This window comes from Methylobacterium litchii, from assembly GCF_038442315.1.
GTDB lineage: Bacteria > Pseudomonadota > Alphaproteobacteria > Rhizobiales > Beijerinckiaceae > Methylobacterium > Methylobacterium litchii.
This window is the reverse complement of the sequence record NZ_JBBXMY010000010.1, coordinates 199,713-218,392: the sequence shown is the minus strand read 5'-3', so window position 1 is coordinate 218,392 and position 18,680 is coordinate 199,713. Positions and strand designations below refer to the sequence as shown.

The 18,680-nt window shown below is 69.6% G+C and carries 9 protein-coding genes; 5 read left to right on the top strand and 4 right to left on the bottom strand.

Translation table 11 applies throughout. The features are described 5' to 3' along the window. Window positions 1-582: 582 nt before the first annotated feature. Both AAHF99_RS18615 and AAHF99_RS18610 read right to left on the bottom strand, forming a co-directional pair. The gene (locus AAHF99_RS18615) at window positions 583-711 is read right to left on the bottom strand and encodes a hypothetical protein (protein WP_342165985.1); all 129 of its coding nucleotides are present in this window, start codon (window positions 709-711) and stop codon (window positions 583-585) included. 24 nt (window positions 712-735) lie between these two features. Then, complete coding sequence (locus AAHF99_RS18610; protein WP_243951869.1) at window positions 736-945, bottom strand: hypothetical protein; 210 nt, start codon at window positions 943-945, stop codon at window positions 736-738. Window positions 946-1,567: 622 nt separating this feature from the next. Here AAHF99_RS18610 and AAHF99_RS18605 point away from each other — a divergent pair. Together AAHF99_RS18605 and AAHF99_RS18600 are read left to right on the top strand one after the other, a co-directional pair. Then, a complete protein-coding gene (locus AAHF99_RS18605; protein WP_342165984.1) occupies window positions 1,568-3,628 on the top strand; it encodes a beta strand repeat-containing protein in 2,061 nt (686 codons plus the stop codon). Further along, the gene (locus AAHF99_RS18600) at window positions 3,625-10,194 is read left to right on the top strand and encodes an autotransporter-associated beta strand repeat-containing protein (protein WP_342165983.1); all 6,570 of its coding nucleotides are present in this window, start codon (window positions 3,625-3,627) and stop codon (window positions 10,192-10,194) included. The genes AAHF99_RS18605 and AAHF99_RS18600 overlap by 4 nt, the downstream gene beginning before the upstream one ends. Before the next feature lie 13 nt (window positions 10,195-10,207). Here the strand turns inward: AAHF99_RS18600 and AAHF99_RS18595 are convergent, their stop codons facing one another. Then, complete coding sequence (locus AAHF99_RS18595) at window positions 10,208-10,510, bottom strand: DUF3862 domain-containing protein (RefSeq protein WP_342165982.1); 303 nt, start codon at window positions 10,508-10,510, stop codon at window positions 10,208-10,210. Further along, window positions 10,497-11,708 carry an efflux RND transporter periplasmic adaptor subunit gene (locus AAHF99_RS18590; RefSeq protein ID WP_342165981.1) on the bottom strand — a complete coding sequence of 404 codons (1,212 nt, stop codon included), beginning with the start codon at window positions 11,706-11,708 and terminating at the stop codon, window positions 10,497-10,499. The genes AAHF99_RS18595 and AAHF99_RS18590 overlap by 14 nt, the downstream gene beginning before the upstream one ends. 98 nt (window positions 11,709-11,806) lie before the next feature. On the opposite strand from AAHF99_RS18590, the gene AAHF99_RS18585 reads away from it, so the two are divergent. From AAHF99_RS18585 to AAHF99_RS18575, 3 genes are all read left to right on the top strand, one after another. Then, entirely contained in the window at window positions 11,807-14,995 is a 3,189-nt protein-coding gene (locus AAHF99_RS18585) for an efflux RND transporter permease subunit (RefSeq protein ID WP_342165980.1), read from the top strand. 85 nt (window positions 14,996-15,080) lie between these two features. After that, the gene (locus AAHF99_RS18580) at window positions 15,081-16,112 is read left to right on the top strand and encodes a fumarylacetoacetate hydrolase family protein (protein ID WP_342165979.1); all 1,032 of its coding nucleotides are present in this window, start codon (window positions 15,081-15,083) and stop codon (window positions 16,110-16,112) included. 154 nt (window positions 16,113-16,266) lie between these two features. Continuing rightward, entirely contained in the window at window positions 16,267-18,642 is a 2,376-nt protein-coding gene (locus tag AAHF99_RS18575) for a bifunctional diguanylate cyclase/phosphodiesterase (protein WP_342165978.1), read from the top strand. The last annotated feature ends 38 nt before the right edge of the window (window positions 18,643-18,680 follow it).

Genomic DNA, 18,680 nt, shown 5'->3' with positions numbered 1-18,680 from the left:
GTCGAAGCCGTAACCGGCGTTGAAACCGGCGTAGAAGCCCGTCCAGGTGAAGACCGGCACCGGGGTGAAGACCGGCGGCGGGGCGGCGCGGCGCGGCAGATCGGCGGCCGAGGCAGCGGCGGTCAGGGCCGTGAAGGCGGCGAGGGAGGCGATGAGCGTCTTCATAGGGTGGCTGTCCTCAGCAAAACCGTGGTTGAGCCCTTCCTATATCATTGCCTAAAACCTGACTGTAGCTGATCAGACACACTGGCCACCGAAGGAGATTTGCTGAGAGATCGAAGCGTTTTCGAAGATCGACGCTGGTTACCGAAGTGTAATCGCAATCGTTCGGGATTAAGACTTGGCAAACGCGATGCGGGCCGTGGGCCGGCGCGTGCGGTGTCCAGTTCCCCCGCCACGCCGACCCTCACGCGACCGCCCGGCCGAGGCTTCACGGGCAGGATGGGAGGAACTGGCTCGCATCCGCCTGTCGTCGCGTGCTCGCCCGCTGCGGACCGTGCGGTGTCGCGAACGCCTCGGGGCCGCGTGCGGGGAGAGCGCTGCCTTAGCAGGTGGGCCTGCGGCTGTCCTGCGGTGAAAAGGTCAGCGGCCGTTCGGCGGTGCCCCGTGAACGACCCGATTCCAGGCCTCGACGCCCCCCGCCTGAAGCCAGAGCCAAGCCGTCGCGGCCACCCAGGGACCGCCGATGAGGATGAAGGCGAGTAGGCCCATGATGCCCTCCATGGCCGTGGAGCGTCAGGCAGACCGCGCGAGTCGCGCCCGCAGCGCTTCGGCCTCAGCTTGCCACGCATCCCGCTCGATTTGAACGGCCTCGATCAGGGCGTGGAGATTGCCCGCGTCGATGGCGGTTTCCACGAGCATGTCCTGGGCTTGCGCGAGCTGGCCCCGCAGTTCGGCGTTCTCCGTCGCCAGGGCCATCAGGATGGCAACCATGTCGTCGCCCATCGCCGCTCCCTGACTCCACCGGAGCGGGGGCGTGTAGACCCGCCAGGGCGCAGCGGCAACCGCGTTTGCCGATCCGGGTCTCGGAGCCCGCATTAGCGTTCGGCAGGGCCCCAGCGCCGGGTAGCGGTCTCTCCGAATCCACCATTTGGTGCCTGCATTGCCGATCTGGGCGGTCGGGGATGTAGAAGGATTTGATCCGGTTTCGCCCGATCTGGTCAGGCTCCTCCACGGGCACGGCAAGGAGGACGCAGCCGAGCTGAAATATCGGTCTAAGGCTTGCTGGGCGTCGTGGCTTTGACAAGAGATCGAATAATCGGAAGTTTCGGTGAGTTAGCCGCTGGCTGACATATCGGAGAAGCGATATCGCGTTTTGATATTCCCATTATGGGAAATATTTGAGATAATTTTAGGTCTGTAAACAAATACGTGTATATTGAAGAACTATATATTCGCAATCCATTGTGACATTGGTGCAACCAACGGGCTTAACGGTTATCGGAAGGCCGCTAAACGACTCGGAAATACATTGCGCAATATGCTATCGGTCGTGCGGAGACAGGGCCGGCTCGCGGTTGGCGCTTGTCGCATCGCGTTCGATGGCGTTGTGAAAGCAAATCACATCATGGGCTGGATGAAGTTCGACGGGCCCGCACGTCTTGCGGTACGCGTCCGTCTTGCCTTTTCAACCGCGGCGTCGCGCAGCTTGCCGCTACAAGCACAGCGGTTCGCGGTCGCCGTCTGCCTGCTGTCCTCTACGGCGCTGACGCCGGCCCACGCCGCTTCGCCTGCCCTATGGACAGGTACGATCAGTACCGATTGGGCGGATACGCGCAACTGGAATTCAGGCAGCCTGCCGAGGATTAACGTCGATACCGTTGAGATCGACGTTATGCGTGAAAGCGTGGTTGGGGCTGCTAGAGCGGGCGCCAATCAAATCATCGTCGGTAAAAACGATCACGGCACATTGATTGTGCGAGGTGGACAGTCGCTTGATATATCGGAATCTGGTGCTCCGAGTTTAGTCGTTGGTCAAAACACTGGATCTAACGGATATATATCAATTAATGGGACAAATTCAAAGATAAAAGCTGAGGGTAGCGTAAATATCGGAGTTGACGGATTAGGCATATCCGAAATCATAAACGGTGGTAAGTTGACATCGGAAGACGAGATTGATCTGGGATATTTTGGAACTGGTATTTTAAATATTACGAGTGGTGGAGTTGTTTCTAGCGCAAAAGCAAATATTGGTTTTTCACCCAATGTTTCCGGCATAAGGGGCAGCGGCACAGTCACAATCGATGGTATCGGCTCGAATTGGAGTGCGTCGTCTAACTTCATTGTGGGCGCAGGCGGCAACGGAAGGCTGACTATTACGGATGGCGGATCGCTTTCCGCCCAGAACGGATTCTTGGGCGGCGACGTGACCGGTGTCGGTAGCGCTTCCATTGACGGGGATAACTCTACCTGGACCAACAACAACGGCCTGACAGTCGGCAACCTGGGAACGGGCACGCTGACGCTTTCCAATGGTGGGAAGGCCACCGCAGCGACGGCCTTTCTCGCCAAGAGCCCTGGCTCCATTGGCACGATCAACATCGGCGCGGCGCCCAATGCCACGGCGGAGGTGCCGGGGACGTTGCAGGTTCCTGCCCTCACCTTCGGCAACGGGACCGGCACCCTCAACTTCAACCATACGGGCGACGCCTACGAATTCGCGCCGCAGGTGTCGGGCGGGGGGGCAATCACGCTGGTGGCGGGCAAGACGATCCTGACCGCCGACCCGTCGGGCTTCACCGGCACGACCACCATCGACGCCGGGGCGAAGCTGCAATTCGGCAACGACACCGGCACCACCGCGCCGGACCTGACCTACGCGGGCATTCTCGCGGGCGCGGGCACCATGGAGGTCCTGGCGAACACCGTCCGTCTGACGGGCGCGTCGTTCGGCTTCGAGGGCACAGCCCGCATCGACAGTCACAGGACCCTGAAGGTCGCCACAAGCGGATCGTTCGGCGGGACCGTTCACGCCGACGGCCTGTTCCGGTATGCGAGCACCGCCACATCCTCCCTCACCTTCGAGGGGGCGGGATCGCTCGCGGTGGACAGCGGCCGCATCATCGCCGTGAAAAATTCCTCCGGCTTCACCGGCACCGCGACGGTCGCCCACGGCGCGGTCCTACAAGTCGCCGCGACGGGCGGGACGGCCGTCTTCGGCGGCGCGATCGGCGGCGCGGGCCTGCTCGATGTCGTCGCGACCGGAACCGGCACCCTGACCGGCGACGCCTCGGGCTTCGCGGGCACGGTCACCATCGCCAGGGGGGGAACCCTGCGGATCGGCAACGGCGGCCGGAGCGGGCTGCTCGGCGGTGCCGTCACCAATGACGGCACGCTGGCCTTCGACCGTGCCGACGCGTCGTCCTTCGCCGGCACCCTGGCCGGCTCGGGCACGATCACCACGCGCGGCGGGATCGTTCTCATGACCGGCGATGCCTCGGCCTTCGCGGGGGAAACCACCGTCGATGCCGGCGCGACCCTGCGGATCGACGACGGCGGCACCAGCGGCCGGCTCGGCGGCCGGATCGCCAACAGCGGCACGCTGACCTTCGGCCGGATCGATTCCATCACCGCCGCGAACGTGATCTCCGGCGGGGGGCCGTCGAACTGCGCTTCGGAACGGTGACGCTGACCGGCGATTCCTCCGGCTTCACGGGGACGACCCGTCTCGCCAACGGCGCGACGCTGCAGATCGGCGATGGCGGCACGAGCGGCGCCCTGGGGGGCAACATCACCGACGACGGCACCCTCGCCTATAACCGCCGCGATGCGTCCACGCTGGCCGGCGCAATCTCCGGTTCGGGAGCCTTCAAGATCCTCGGCGGGACGGCGGCGTTGACGAACGATTCGTCCGGCTTCGCGGGCACGACCCGCATCGCCACCGACACGACGCTCCAGCTCGATCCCGGCGGCGCCCTGGGCGGCCGCATCACCGCCGACGGCACCCTCACCTACAACCGCACCGATACGTCCACGCTGCCGGGCGCGATCTCCGGTTCGGGAGCCTTTAAGATCCTCGGCGGGACGGCGGCGCTGACGGGCGATTCCTCCGGCTTCGCGGGCACGACGAGCATCGCCAACGGCGCCACGCTTCGGATCGATGCCGGTGGCGCCCTCGGCGGGGGTATCACCGACAGCGGCACGCTGGCCTACAACCGGAACGATGCGTCCACGCTGGCCGGCGCGATCTCCGGTTCGGGTGCCCTCGACGTCCTCGGCGGGACGGCGGTGCTAACGGGGAATTCCTCCGGCTTCGCGGGCACGACCCGCGTCGCCAACGGCGCGACGCTGCAACTCGGCGATGGCGGCACGAGCGGAGCCCTGGGCGGCAGCGTCGCCATCAACGGCACCCTGGCCTCCCGCCGGAGCGACAGCGCCATCCTGTCCGCGACCCTGACGGGGGCGGGCACGTTCGACGTGAGCGGCGGCGCCGTCCTGACCGGCGACGCCTCCGGCTTCAGCGGCACGACCCGCGTCGCGAACGGCGCGACGCTGCAGATCGGGAATGGGGGCGCCGGCGGCGCCCTGGGCGGCAGCGTGGTCGATCGCGGCACCCTGGCCTTCAACCGGAATGACACGTCCACCCTGCCCGTCACGCTCTCCGGCGCGGGGGCCTTCAAAGTCCTCGGTGGGACGGCGGTGCTGACGGGCGATTCCTCGGGCTTCGCGGGTACCACCCGTATCGCCAACGGCGCGACCGTGCAGCTCGGCGACGGTGGGACGCGCGGCGCCCTCGGTGGCAGCGTCACCGCCGACGGGACGCTGGCCTACAACCGCACCGACAGGTCCACCCTGTCGGACGCGATCCTCGGTTCGGGGTCGTTCCGCGTCCTGCGGGGGACGGCGGTGCTGACGGGCGATTCCTCCCGTTTCACGGGCACGACCGGCGTCGGGCGCGGCGCGACCCTGCAGATCGGCGACGGCGGCAGGACGGGGGCGCTCGGCGGGGCGGCAACCGTCGACGGAACCCTCGCCCTGGACCGCGCGGACACCGTCGAGGTGGGCACGGCGATCTCGGGCAGCGGCACCCTCGTCCAGCGCGGCGCGGGCAACGCCCGGCTCACGGGGGACTCGTCCGCCTTTGCCGGCACGACCCGCATTACCGCCGGCACGCTCAGCGTGAACGGCCGGCTCGGCGGAACGGTGAACGTCGCGAGCGGCGGCACCCTCGGCGGCGGGGGGACGCTCGGCGGCTCGGTGAGCGTCGCGGACGGCGTCCTCGCCGCCGGCAACAGCCCCGGCACCCTCACCATCGCGGGCGATCTCGTCCTGTCGGCGGCCTCGATCCTCAATTTCGAGCTGGGGCAGGCGGGAGTCGTGGGCGGATCGATGAACGATCTCGTCGCCGTCGGCGGCAACCTCACCCTGGCGGGCACGCTCAACGTGACCCAGGCGGCGGGCGGCATCTACGGCGTGGGCGTCTACCGCCTGTTCACCTATGGCGGGACGCTGACGAACAACGGGCTCGCCCTCGGCACCATGCCCACCGGCTCGGCGAACACCCTGCAGACGACGGTGCAGGGGCAGGTCAACCTCATCAACAGCCAGGGCATGACCTTCAGCGTCTGGGACGGCACGGCGGGCGTGAAGAACGACGGGATCGTGCAGGGCGGCGACGGCGTGTGGACCGCCTCGGCCGCGCTCGGCGCGCCCAACACCGACAACTGGACCACCACCAACGGGACCCCGAACGCGGCCTTCTCCAGCGGCACCTATGTGCTGTTCGAGGCGCAGCCCGGCACGGTCACGGTGGATGGCGGCGCGGGGGCGATCCGCGTCACGGGGATCCAGTTCGCCGTCGATGGCTACCGGATCGTCGGCGATCCCGTCACCCTCACCCAGGCGGCGACGCCGATCCGAGGCGGCGACGGCACCGCGGCCGGCGCGGGCATGACGGCCACGATCGGCAGCGTGCTGGCCGGCAACGGCCTGCTCAAATCCGACCTCGGCACGCTGGTCCTGACGGGGGCCAACACCTACACGGGCGGCACCTCCATCGCCCAGGGCACCCTGGCGCTCGCCGGCACCGGCAGCATCGCCGCCTCCTCGGGGGTGACGGATGACGGAACCTTCGACATCGCGCGGACGAACGCGGGCGCGTCGATCAAGAGCCTCGGCGGCGGCGGCACGGTCGTGCTCGGCGACAAGACCCTCACCCTGACGGATGCGCGGGACACCTTCGCGGGCGGCATCGGCGGAACGGGGGGCGTGACCGTGACCGGCGGCACGCAGACCCTGACGGGGGCCAACGCCTACACGGGCGCCACCACCATCACCCCCGGCGCAACCCTGGCGCTGGCGAGCAATGGCAGCATCGCGGCCTCATCGGGCGTCACCGACGACGGGACGCTCGACATCGCGGGCACGAATACGGGCGCGTCGATCACCTCGCTGTCCGGCAGCGGCAATGTGGTGTTGGGCAACCGGACGCTGACCCTGACGAACGCGCGGGACAGCTTCGCCGGCACCCTCGGCGGGACGGGGGGCGTGACCGTCTCGGGCGGCACGCAGACCCTGACGGGGGCCAATCCGTACACGGGCGCCACGACCATCACCCCCGGCGCGACCCTGGCGCTGGCAGGCACCGGCAGCATCGCGGCCTCGTCCGGCGTCACCGACGACGGGACGTTCGACATCGCGGGCACGAATACGGGCGCGGCGATCACCTCGCTGTCCGGCGGCGGCACTGTGGTGCTGGGCGACCGGACGCTGACCCTGACGAACGCGCGGGACACCTTCGCGGGCGGCATCGGCGGCACGGGCGGTGTCACCGTGTCGGGCGGCACGCAGACCCTGGCGGGGGCCAATCCGTATACGGGCGCCACGACCATCACCCCCGGCGCGACCCTGGCGCTCGCAGGCGGCGGCAGCATCGCGGCCTCGTCCGGCGTCACCGACGACGGGACGTTCGACATCGCGGGCACGAATGCGGGCGCGTCGATCACGACGCTCTCCGGCACCGGCACTGTGGTGCTGGGCGACCGGACGCTGACCCTGACGAACGCGCGCGACACCTTCGCCGGCACCCTCGGCGGGACGGGCGGCCTCACCGTCGCGGGCGGGGCGGAGGTCCTGACCGGAACCAACACCTATACGGGCGCCACCACCCTCACGCCCGGCGCGACCCTCGTGCTCACGGGCACTGGCAGCATCGCGGCCTCGTCGCGCGTCATCGACAACGGCACGTTCGACATCGCCGGCACGAACGCGGGTGCCTCGGTCGGAAGCCTCGCGGGCAACGGCACCGTCGTCCTCGGCGGCCGGACTCTGACCGTGGCGGCGGGGCAGGACACGTTCGGCGGCACAATCGGCGGCGCGGGCGGCCTCACCGTCGCGGGCGGCACGCAGACGCTCGGCGGCACCAACACGTATACGGGGGCGACCACCCTCACGCCCGGCGCGACCCTGGCGCTCGCGGGCGATGGCAGCATCGCGGCGTCGTCGGGCGTCACCGACGACGGGACGTTCGACATCGCGGGCACGAATGCGGGCGCGTCGATCACGACGCTCTCCGGAAGCGGCAATGTCGTGCTGGGCAACCGGACGCTGACCCTGACGAACGCGCGGGACACGTTCGCGGGCGGCATCGGCGGCGCGGGCGGTGTCACCGTCGCGGGCGGAACGGAGACGCTGACAGGCGCCAACGCCTATACGGGCGTCACCACCATCGCCCCCGGCGCGACCCTGGCGCTCACGGGCGCCGGCAGCATCGCGGCTTCGTCGCGCGTCATCGACAACGGGACGCTCGACATCGCGGGGACCGCCTCGGGCGCATCGATCCGAAGCCTCGCCGGCACCGGCACGGTGGCGCTCGGCGGCCAGCCTCTCACGATCACGGCGGGGCAGGACCGCTTCGACGGCCGCATCGACGGGGCGGGAAGCCTCGCCGTCGCGGGCGGGACGCAGACCCTGACCGGCGCGAACACCTATACCGGCGCGACCACCATCGCCCCTGGCGGCACCCTGGCGCTCGCGGGTTCCGGCAGCATCGCCGCCTCGTCGGGCGTGGTCGACAACGGGACGTTCGACATCGCCGGCACCGCGTCGGGCGCTACGATCACGACGCTCGCGGGCACCGGCACCGTGACGCTCGGCGCCCGGACGCTCACCCTGACGAACGCGCGGGACACGTTCGCCGGCCAGATCGACGGACCGGGCGGCCTCGCGGTGGCGGGCGGGACGCAGGTCCTGGCCGGTGCCAACACCTATGGCGGCGGCACCGCCATCGCCCCCGGCGCCACCCTGCAACTCGCGGGCAGCGGCACGCTCGGCACCGGCCCCGTGGCGAACGAGGGCGTCCTCGCGGTCAACCGCGGCGATGCGCTCACCCTTGCCAACCCCATCGCGGGGACGGGGAGCGTTGCCCAGATCGGGACCGGCACGACCACGCTGGCGGGAGCCAACACCTATACCGGCGGCACCTCCATCCAGGCCGGCACGCTGGTCGGTTCGGCGGGGAGCTTCGGCAGCGGCGCCATCACGAACGCCGGCACGCTGGTGCTGGATCAGCGCACGGATGCGCCCTTCGCCAACACGATCCTCGGCACCGGCAGCTTCATCAAGCGCGGGGCCGGCACCCTCGTCGTCACCGGGGATTCCGCGGCCTTCGCCGGCCCCACCACCCTCGCCGGAGGCGGATTGCGGGTGAACGGCTCGCTGGCGGGCTCCGAGATCACGGCGCTCGCGGGCACGACCCTGTCCGGGTCGGGGCTCGTGGGGGCCGTGGTGGCGCAGGCGGGCTCCACCCTCGCGCCGGACGGTCTCACGGTGAAGGGCTCCACCCTGCAGCAGGCGGGCTCGGTCTACGCGGTCTCCCTGGCGGCGGCCGGCACGATCACGGGCCGGATCACCATCGGCGGCCGGGCGGTGATCGAGAGCGGGGCCATGCTCGCCGTCACCCGCCTCGGCACGGACGCGTTCCGGCCCAACACGCGCTACACGCTGATGAATGCGGCGGGGGGCGTGAGCGGCACCTTCACCCTCACCGGCGACACGATGGTCTCGGCCTTCTACGGTTTTCGCGACCATTACGGACCGAACGAGGTCTATCTCGAAGTGGAGCGGGTGAACACCTTCGTCGATGTGGCCCGCACCGCCAACCAGCGCGGCGTCGCCCTGAGCCTCGAAGCCATGCCGGCCACCTCGCCCCTGCGCGCCGCGGCCGAGCGCCTGCCCAACGCCGCCACGGCGCGGGCGGCGTTCAGCGCCCTGTCCGGCAGCCTCCATGCCACGATGATGGGCCTGCAGGCGGCCGGGAGCGCCGCTTCGCGGGAGATCGTCCTCGGCCGGATGCGCGGCGACGGCAGCGCGACCTGCCTCGACGAACCCCGGCGCCTCCAAGCCCCGCGGCGCGATTGCCCGGCGATCTGGGTGTCGGGCCTCGAAAGCTGGGGCCGGAGCAGCGGCACCGCCGAGGCGCAAGGCTTCCGATCCGGCCTCGGCGGCGTGCTGGCGGGTCTCGATGCCTCGATCTGGACCGGCAGCCGCCTCGGCCTGTTCGCGGGCTACCAGCGCCAGACGCTCACGGGCGCGCGCGGCGGCGGGTCCGCCTCGGCCGAGGCGCCCATCCTCGGCGCCTATGGCAGCGCGGACTGGGGCCGGTTCAGCCTGCGGACGGGGATGTCCTATGCCTGGGACGATGCGAAGGCGAGCCGGTTCGTGGCCCTTCCCGGCTTCTCGGACAGGCTGAGCAGCCATTCCGAATCCGGCACGGCGCAGGCCTTCGGAGAGATCGCCTACCGCTTCGACATGAGTGTCACGGACCGATTCACGGCCGCGCTGGAGCCGCTGGCCGGGCTCGCGGGGGTGCGCGTGGCCGCCGACGGCTTCACCGAGCGCGGCGGCCTCGCTGCCCTGGCGGTGGACCGGAGCGAGATGGACACCGGCTTCGCGACGCTGGGCCTGCGCGGGCGGTTCGGCTTCGATGTCGGCGGGGTCGCGGTGGAGGCCACCGGCACCCTCGGCTGGCGCCACGCCTTCGGCGACGTGGTCCCGGTGCGGACGATGCGCTTTGCCGGAACGGGACCCTTCCCGGTCCTCGGCGTGCCCCTCGACGCGGACAGCCTCGTCGGCGATCTCGGGATCGGGGCGCAGGTCACGCAGGGCGTCAACCTGTCGGTGTCCTATACCGGCGAGGTCGGCGAGCGGGCGCACCGGCAGGGGGTGCGCGGCGCCTTCAACCTCGCGTTCTGAGGCGCCGCGAGGCTCACCGCAGGCCGAGCTGGGTCTTGTCGGTGAGCCGGTCGTTGCGGAAGGTCAGGGTCAGGTTCGCGCCATAGGTACCGTGCCCGGCCCAGCTGTAGGTCGCCCTGTGGATGTCCCCGATGGTGAGGTGGGAGACGCGACGCCCCTTGCAGCCAAGATGCTCCGTCACCCGGTGGAGGGTCATCCCCTTGTGCAGGGCGGCGTAATGCGCCCGGTCCACCCGGCATCCCTTCGCGGCGGCGGGGAGGGGGGCGGCCAGTGTCGCCGCGACCAGGGCGAGGCGGAGGGCATCACTGCGAGTCACGGCGCGTGCTCCCGGTCTCGTCGGCCTTTATGCCCTGGCTCGCGTCCTGCGGGGTGCGGACCTCGACCTTGAGGTCCTGGCGCATGTCCTGAAGGTGGTCGGTCACGATCCGCTCGCCTTCCTTCAGGCCTGCGATGATCGCGGTGTTCTCCCCGAAGCTGTCGCCGGTCGTGACCGGCTTCTGGCGCACGACGCCCTGGTCATCGACCACGTAGACGATCTGCTGCGCGAGGCGGGCCGAGAGCGCGATGGTGGGTACGAGGAGCTTGTCCTCCGTGCCGAGGGTGACGCGGGCGCGAACGAACTGGCCGGGCAGGAAGCGCTCGTCCTCGTTGGGGAGCAGGGCGCGCACGAGGCGCCGGGCGGTGCGGGGGTCGAAGCGGTTGTCGAGCTGGTAGACCCTGGCCTTGCGGATCGGCTTGCCGGCCTCGTCCAGCACCTCGACGGCGACGGGACCCTTCTGCATCGCCTCGCGCAGGGCCTCCGAATCCTCCGAGGAGAGGGCCATCTGCACGTCGATCGGGTCGAGCTGCACCACGGTGACGAGCTGCGTCTGGTTCTCGATCACGAGGTCGCCGGGATTGACGATCGAGAGGCTTGCCCGCCCGTCGAAGGGGGCGTTCACCTCGGCGTAGTCGAGGTTGAGATTCTGGCGGGCGATGGCCGCCTCGGCGCCTTGCACCTGCGCGGCGGCCGAGGCCGCGTTCGATTGCTGCTGCTGGAGGCGCTGTTCGGAGGCGTAGCCCTTGTCCGCGAGGGAATCGGTGCGGTTCACCTCGGCCTGGGCGAATTGCAATTGTGCCTTCGCCTGCGATTCCTGGGCCTTCGCCTGGGCGAGGGCGACCTCGAAGGGGCGCTTGTCGATGCGGAAGAGCAATTGCCCCTTCTTCACGTGGCTGCCGGGCTCGAACGGCCGCGCGGTCACGTCGCCCGTCACCCGCGCCTGCAGGGCGGCGTCCTGCTGCGAGATGATCGTGCCCGTGTAGACGAAGCTGATCGGCACCGATTGCCGGTGGGCCGGCACCGCCGTCACGGTGATCGTGGGCTCGGCCTCGTCCGGCTGGGCCGGCGCCTTCGTTCCCGGCAGCATCGCCAGGATCGCGGAAGGCGAGGGCTTGCCCGCCACGTACCAGCCGCCGCCCGCCAGAGCGAGGGCGAGCCCACCGCCCACCAGTCCAATTTTCACGCCCCTGCGCACGCCGCTGACCCCCCGCGTCGAACAGGACGGGGAACACGCCAAACCGGATCGCGTTGCATGCCCGGCTTTCGCGGCCATTCCTGTCCCGGCGAGGTTCGATGTTCGCCCGCTTTGTCGATCGCCCCATTTTGGCGGGCGTGATCTCGGTGCTGATCACCCTGATCGGCGCCGTGGCGGGCCTGACCCTGCCCATCGCGCAGTTCCCGGAGATCGCGCCGCCGATCATCAACGTCCAGGCGACCTATCCCGGCGCCAGCGCGCAGCAGGCCTACGACGCGGTGACGACACCGCTGGAACAGGAGATCAACGGCGCGCAGCACCTGCTCTACATCGCCTCGACCAGCAACACCGACGGCAGCGTCAACCTCGACGCGACGTTCGAGATCGGCTCCGACCTCGACGCCGCCGCCGCCGAGGTGCTGACCCGCGCCAACCGGGCGGAGGCGAAGCTGCCGGCTTCGGTGCGGGCGCAGGGGCTGGAGATCCAGAAGAGCACCCGGCAGCAGCTCGGCAACATCGTCCTCTATGCCGAGCCGGGCTCGCCCTACGACGAGCTGTTCCTGGCGAACTGGGCCGAAACGCAGGTGATCAAGCCCCTGCGCCGGGTCTCGGGCATGGGCCGCATCCAGAACTTCTCCCAGAAGCGCTACGCCATGCGGTTGTGGCTCGATCCGGTGAAGATGGAGGCGCTGGCGATCAGCCCCGATACGGTGATCAAGGCGGTGAGCCAGCAGAACGAGCAGATCACCACCGGATCCCTCGGCAAGCCGCCGACGGGCGGCAACCCGACCGCCTTCGAATTGCAGGTGATCACGCAAGGCCGCCTGAGCCAGCCGCAGGAATTCGCCAACATCCTCCTGCGCGCCAACCCCGACGGCTCCGTGGTGCGGGTGCGGGACGTGGCGCGGGTGGAACTCGGCTCGGAACAATACGGCGTGCGCTCCAGCTTCGACGGCCGGCCCTCGGCGACGCTCGGCCTCTACCAGACCCCCGGCGCCAACGCGGTGCAGGTGATGGACGGGGTGAAGGCGACCATGGCCGACCTCGCCCAACGCTTCCCCCCGGGGCTGAAGTACAAGATCGCCCTCGACCGCACGGAATTCGTCCGCGAGGCGATCACCGAGGTGGTGCACACCCTGTTCGAGGCGCTGATCCTCGTAGTCGTCGTCACCTACATCTTCCTCCAGAACTGGCGGGCGACGATCATCCCCTCCATCGCGGTGCCGGTGGCGCTGGTGGGCACGTTCGGGCCGATGGCCCTGCTCGGCTTCTCCTTCAACACCCTGAGCCTGCTCGGCATGGTGCTGGCGGTGGGGCTCGTGGTCGATGACGCGATCATCGTGGTGGAGAACACCGAGCGGCTGATGGACGAAGGGATGGAGCCCCGTCCGGCCGCCCGCGAGGCGGTGAACGAGGTGGCGGGCCCGGTCATCGCGACGACGCTGGTCCTGGCCGCGCTGTTCGTGCCGGTGGCCTTCATCCCCGGCCTGACGGGCCAGCTCTACAACCAGTTCGCGCTTACCATCGCCATCTCGGTGATGATCTCGGCGGTGGTCTCCCTCACCCTCACGCCGGCCCTGTGCGGGATGATCCTGAAGCACCGGCCGGAGGGGGCGGACAAGCACCAGAGCCGCTGGAAGGCACCGCTGCGCTGGTTCAACCGGGCGCTGGAGAAGGCGGCGAACGGGCTGACGACGATGATTGGCGCGCTCAGCCGCCACATCGTCCTCGTGGGACTCGCCTTCGCGGCCTTCGCGGCGGTGACGGTGCTGCTGGTGATGCAGCGGCCCGGCGGCTTCGTACCGAACGAGGACCAGGGCTATTTCTTCGCCGACGTCGCCCTGCCCAAGGGTGCCTCGGTGGCGCGCACCGACAAGATGGTGGAGCGCCTGGGCAAGTCCCTGCGGGAGATGCCGGAGGCGGAGCACACGATCGGCGTGATCGGGCGCAGCATCCTCGCGGATGCGGTGGCGCCGTTCTACGGCTTCCAGATCCCGATCCTGAAGCCCTGGGGCCAGCGCACGGCCACCGCCGACGACGTCATCGCCCGCGTGCAGAAGGAGTTCCGGCACGATCCGGACGGGAAGGTGCGGGTGGTCAACCCCTCGCCGCTTCCCGGCCTCGGCACCCGCAGCGGCCTGACCCTGGAGATCCAGGATCGCAGCGGCGCGGGCGGGATCAAGCTCGCGGAGGCGGCGCAGTCCTTCATCGACGAGCTGAGCAAGAACCCGAATATCGGTCAGGCGCTGCCGACCACGAGCTACGGCGTGCCGCAGATCCGGCTGGAGATCGACCGGGCCAAGGCCGAACAGCTCGGCGTGCCGCTGCAGAACCTGTTCGATGCGCTGGGCACCTATGTCGGGTCGAGCTTCGTGAACCTCTTCAACCGGTTCGGCTTCGTCTATCAGGTCTACGTGCAGAGCGAGGCCACCGGCCGGCGCACGATCCAGGACCTGGAGGCCCTGCCGGTCCTCAACGGGCGTGGCGAGCCGGTGCGAATCGGCTCCCTGGTGCGCGCGGAGTTCACCACCGGGCCGACGGCGGTCCTGTCGTACAACACCTATCCGGCCATCGAGGTCGCCATCGAGGTGGCCTCCACCGCGAGTTCCGGCACGGTGCTGAAGGAGGTCGAGGCGCTGGCCAAGAGCAAGCTCCCCTCGGATTACGCCGTGGAATGGACCGACGTCGCCTACCAGGAGAAGGTCGCGGGCGGCTACGCGCCGCTGATCTTCGGGCTCGGCGTGCTGATGATCTTCCTGCTGCTGGCCGGGCAGTACGAATCCCTGCGCCTGCCCTTCGTGATCCTGCTCGCGACGCCCATTGCGATCTTCGGCGCGGTGGGGTCGCTCGCCCTGCGCGGGCTCGAACTCGACATCTTCGGGCAGATCGGCCTGCTGCTCCTCGTCGGCCTCGCGGCGAAGAACTCGATCCTGCTGGTCTCCTTCGCGGAGGACTTGCGGCGGCAGGGCGAGGACGTGCTCAAGGCGGCGCAGGATGCGGCGCGGCTGCGGATGCGGCCGATCCTGATGACCTCCTTCGCCTTCATCACCGGCTCGATCCCGCTGGCCATCGCCTCGGGGGCGGGCGCCAACGCCCGCGTCTCCATGGGCACGGTGGTGATCGGCGGGCTCGTGGTGGCGACCTTCATCACCCTGTTCGTGACGCCGACCTTCTACGTCGCCTTCGAGCGCCTGCTGGGCAGCAAGGACAAGGACAAGGACGAGGCGAAGGACGCGCCCGGAAAGACGCCCGAAAAGGCGCGGGAGGCCGAGCCGGCGCCGACGTGAGACAGCGCATTGCATTTTGAATGCGCGAGGCAGAAGCTTCCCCGGTACCGCCCCAACGAAGGGTGGGCCGGAGGAGACGGTTTCCATGAGCACACGGCGCGACTTCCTGCACCTCACCGCGGCGGCTACCGCCGTCGGCGCCCTGGCGGCACCGGCCAGGGCGCAGAGCCTGGCCACCGGACCGGGGCACCCGATCCCGCCCAGCGGCGGCGACATGCTCCGCCTCGTCACCTTCGTCCCCGATGCGGGCAAGGCCCCGCGCCTCGGCGCCGTGAAGGGCGACGGGCGCGTGATCGATCTCTCGCAGGTCGCCGTGCCGGGGCTCGACACGACGCGGATGGTCTCGCTGATCGAGGCGGGCCCGAAGGCCCTCGACATGGTACGCCGCGCCGCCGCCTCCGGCGACGGGCCGAAGGTCGAGACGGTGCGGCTGCTGGCGCCGATCCCGGCCCCGACGCGCAACGTGTACGCCGTGGGCTGGAACTACCTCGAACACTTCGCCGAAGGGCAGGCGACGAGCCTCGCCAAGACCGAATACCCGGCCCATCCCGTGTTCTTCACCAAAGGCGTGAACACGGTGAACGGGCCCTACGACCCGATTCCCTACGATCCCGAGGTCTCGACGCAGATCGACTGGGAGGCGGAGCTCGCGATCATCGTCGGCACGGGCGGGACCAACATCAAGGAAGCCGACGCCCTGAACCACGTCTTCGGCTACAGCGTCCTGAACGACACCACCGCCCGCGACATGCAGCGCACCCTGCACGGCGGCCAGTGGTTCAAGGGCAAGAGCCTCGACGGCCACGGGCCGATCGGACCCTGGATCGTCCCGGCCTCGGACATCGACCCCACGGACCTGCGCCTGCTCCTGCGCGTCAACGGCGTGGTGAAGCAGGACGCCTCGACCAAGCAGATGTACTTCAAGGTGGCGCGGATCATCTCGGAACTGTCGCGCGGCCTCACCCTGGTGCCCGGCGACATCATCGCCACCGGCACGCCCCCCGGCGTCGGCTTCGCCCGCAAGCCGCCGGAATTCCTGAAGCCCGGCGACGTGATGGAGACCGAGATCGTCGGCCTCGGCACCCTGCGCAACGTGATCCAGCCGGTCCATTCCTGAGCGCAGGCTATAGCCCCGAGTCGAATGTGGCATCGCGACAAAACGCACCACGTTTTTTCTTTCAATCGGGGCGGCCGCCGAGTCGAACGTAAAAGGAAGTTAAGGTCAGGCAGGTAACGTAAGGGGCAACGACAAATCTACCTTCGGTTGCCTGATGCTCACCGTGTTGGGATGTTTCTTCGGCGAGCACGACCTCTGGTTGGTTGCGCTCGCCGCTCTCATCTGCACGCTGGCCTCGGCCGCCTGCGTCGCCCTGCTTCACCATGCCCGACGGAGCCAGAGGCCCTGGCAGGGGGCGTGGATCGCCGTGGCGGCGGTGGCGGGCGGCTCGGGGATCTGGGCGACCCACTTCATCGCCATGCTCGCCTTCGAGCCGAGCCTGCCGACGGGCTACGCGACCCGGCTGACGATCCTGTCCCTCGCCTACGCCATCGCCCTCACCGGGGCCGGGCTGGCGGTGGCGCTGTCGCGGCGGTTGCCGGCGGCGCCGGTGCTCGGCGGACTGGTCCTCGGCGGCGGCATCGCGGCGATGCACTACACCGGCATGGCGGCCTTCGAGGTGCCGGGCCACCTCCGATGGGACCACACCCTCGTCGCCGTCTCGCTGATCCTCGGCGGGGTGCTCGGCGCGGCCGCGCTTCAGGTGGGGCTCGGGCGCGAGGGGAAGGCCGGGCAGGTCGTCGGCACGGTCCTGCTCCTGGCGGCGATCTGCAGCCACCATTTCACCGCCATGGGCGCGATCACCATCGTGCCCGATCCGTCGGTCGCCATCACCGACAGCGCCCTGCCGGCCCGCTGGCTCGGAGTCGGCGTGGCGCTCGCGAGCGTCGCAATCCTCCTCATGGCTGGCGCGGCGCTGCTGCTCGACCTGCGTGAGCGCCGGCAGGCGATCCTGGCGCGGGAGCGGCTGAACAGCCTCGCCAACGCCGCCGTCGAGGGGCTTCTGGTCTGCCGGGGCACGACCATCGTGAACGGCAACGACAGTTTCGGCGCCCTCGTCGGGCTGCCCGCCTCGGATCTCGGCGGCGTGCCCCTGGCGCGCTTCCTGCCGGGGGCTGGGGCGCAGCTCGTCCTGACCGGGCAGCCGGAGCAGCCCATCGAGGCCGAGCTGAGCGGCGCCGGGGGCGAGACGATCCCCGTGGAACTCATCGTCCGCCCCGTCACCTACGGCAACGAGCCCCATTTCGCCGTCGCGGTGCGCGACCTGCGCGCCCGGCGCAAGGCCGAGGGGCAGATCCAGTTCCTCGCCCATCACGACGCGCTCACCGGGCTCGCCAACCGGGCGAGCTTCAACCTGCGCCTGGACCGGGAGATGAAGCTCGCGGCGGCGACCGGCGGCAAGCTCGCGGTGCTGTGCCTCGACCTCGACCGCTTCAAGGAGGTCAACGACCTGTTCGGCCACGCGGCGGGGGACGCGCTCCTCGTCACCGTGGCCCGCACGATCACCGGGCTCCTGACCGAGAACCAATTGATGGCCCGCCTCGGCGGCGACGAGTTCGCGATCCTCATGCCCTGCGACCACGCCGTTGCGGCGGGCCGCCTCGCGGAGACGGTGCTCGATGCCCTGCGCGCGGAGAACCGCGACATGGTCGGGCCGTCCGCTGGCACCAGCCTCGGCATCGCGATCTACCCGGACAACGCCGACGAGCGCGCGCTGCTCCTGAGCTACGCCGACACCGCCCTCTACCGGGCGAAATCGGAGGGGCGGGACACCTACCGCTTCTACGAGGCGACGATGGGCGCGCAGGTGCGCGACCGGCGGCATTTGGAGCACGACATGCGCCATGCGGTGGCGCGGGACGAGATGCACCTCGTTTTCCAGCCGCAGAGCGACGTCGCCTCGGGCCGGGTGATCGGGTTCGAGGTGCTGCTCCGTTGGCAGCATCCCGTGCGTGGCTCGGTCTCGCCGGCGGTCTTCATCCCCATCGCGGAGGAGAGCGGCCTGATCCTGCCCATCGGCGAATGGGTGCTGCGCGAGGCGTGCCGCGAGGCGGCGGGCTGGACCAGCCCGCTCACCGTGGCGGTGAACGTGTCGGGGGTGCAGATCCACGCGCCGAACCTCGTGCCCCTGGTGGAGGAGGTCCTGCGCGAGACCGGCCTCGCCCCCGAGCGCCTGGAGATCGAGGTGACGGAGACGGCCCTGATCCGCGAGCCCGCCCGCGCCCAGCTCACGCTGCGCCAGCTGAAGGCCCTCGGCGTGCGCATCGCCATGGACGATTTCGGCACCGGCTACTCGTCGCTCTCGAACCTGCGCGCCTACCCGTTCGACAAGATCAAGATCGACGGCTCGTTCATCCGCACCGTCGATTCCAACGAACAGACGGCGGCCATCGTCCGCTCGGTGCTCGGCCTCGGCCGGGGCCTCGGGATGCCGGTCCTCGCGGAGGGCGTCGAGACGGTGGAGGAGCTGAACTTCCTCATGGGCGAGAATTGCTCGGCGGTGCAGGGCTTCCTGATGGGCCGCCCCAGCCGGATCGCGACCTTCGCCCACCTCACCCATCCGCCGCAGGACAGCCCCCTCGCCGCGTGAGGGCTTTCGGGAAATTGACGCGGGCGCGGCCGGCGCCT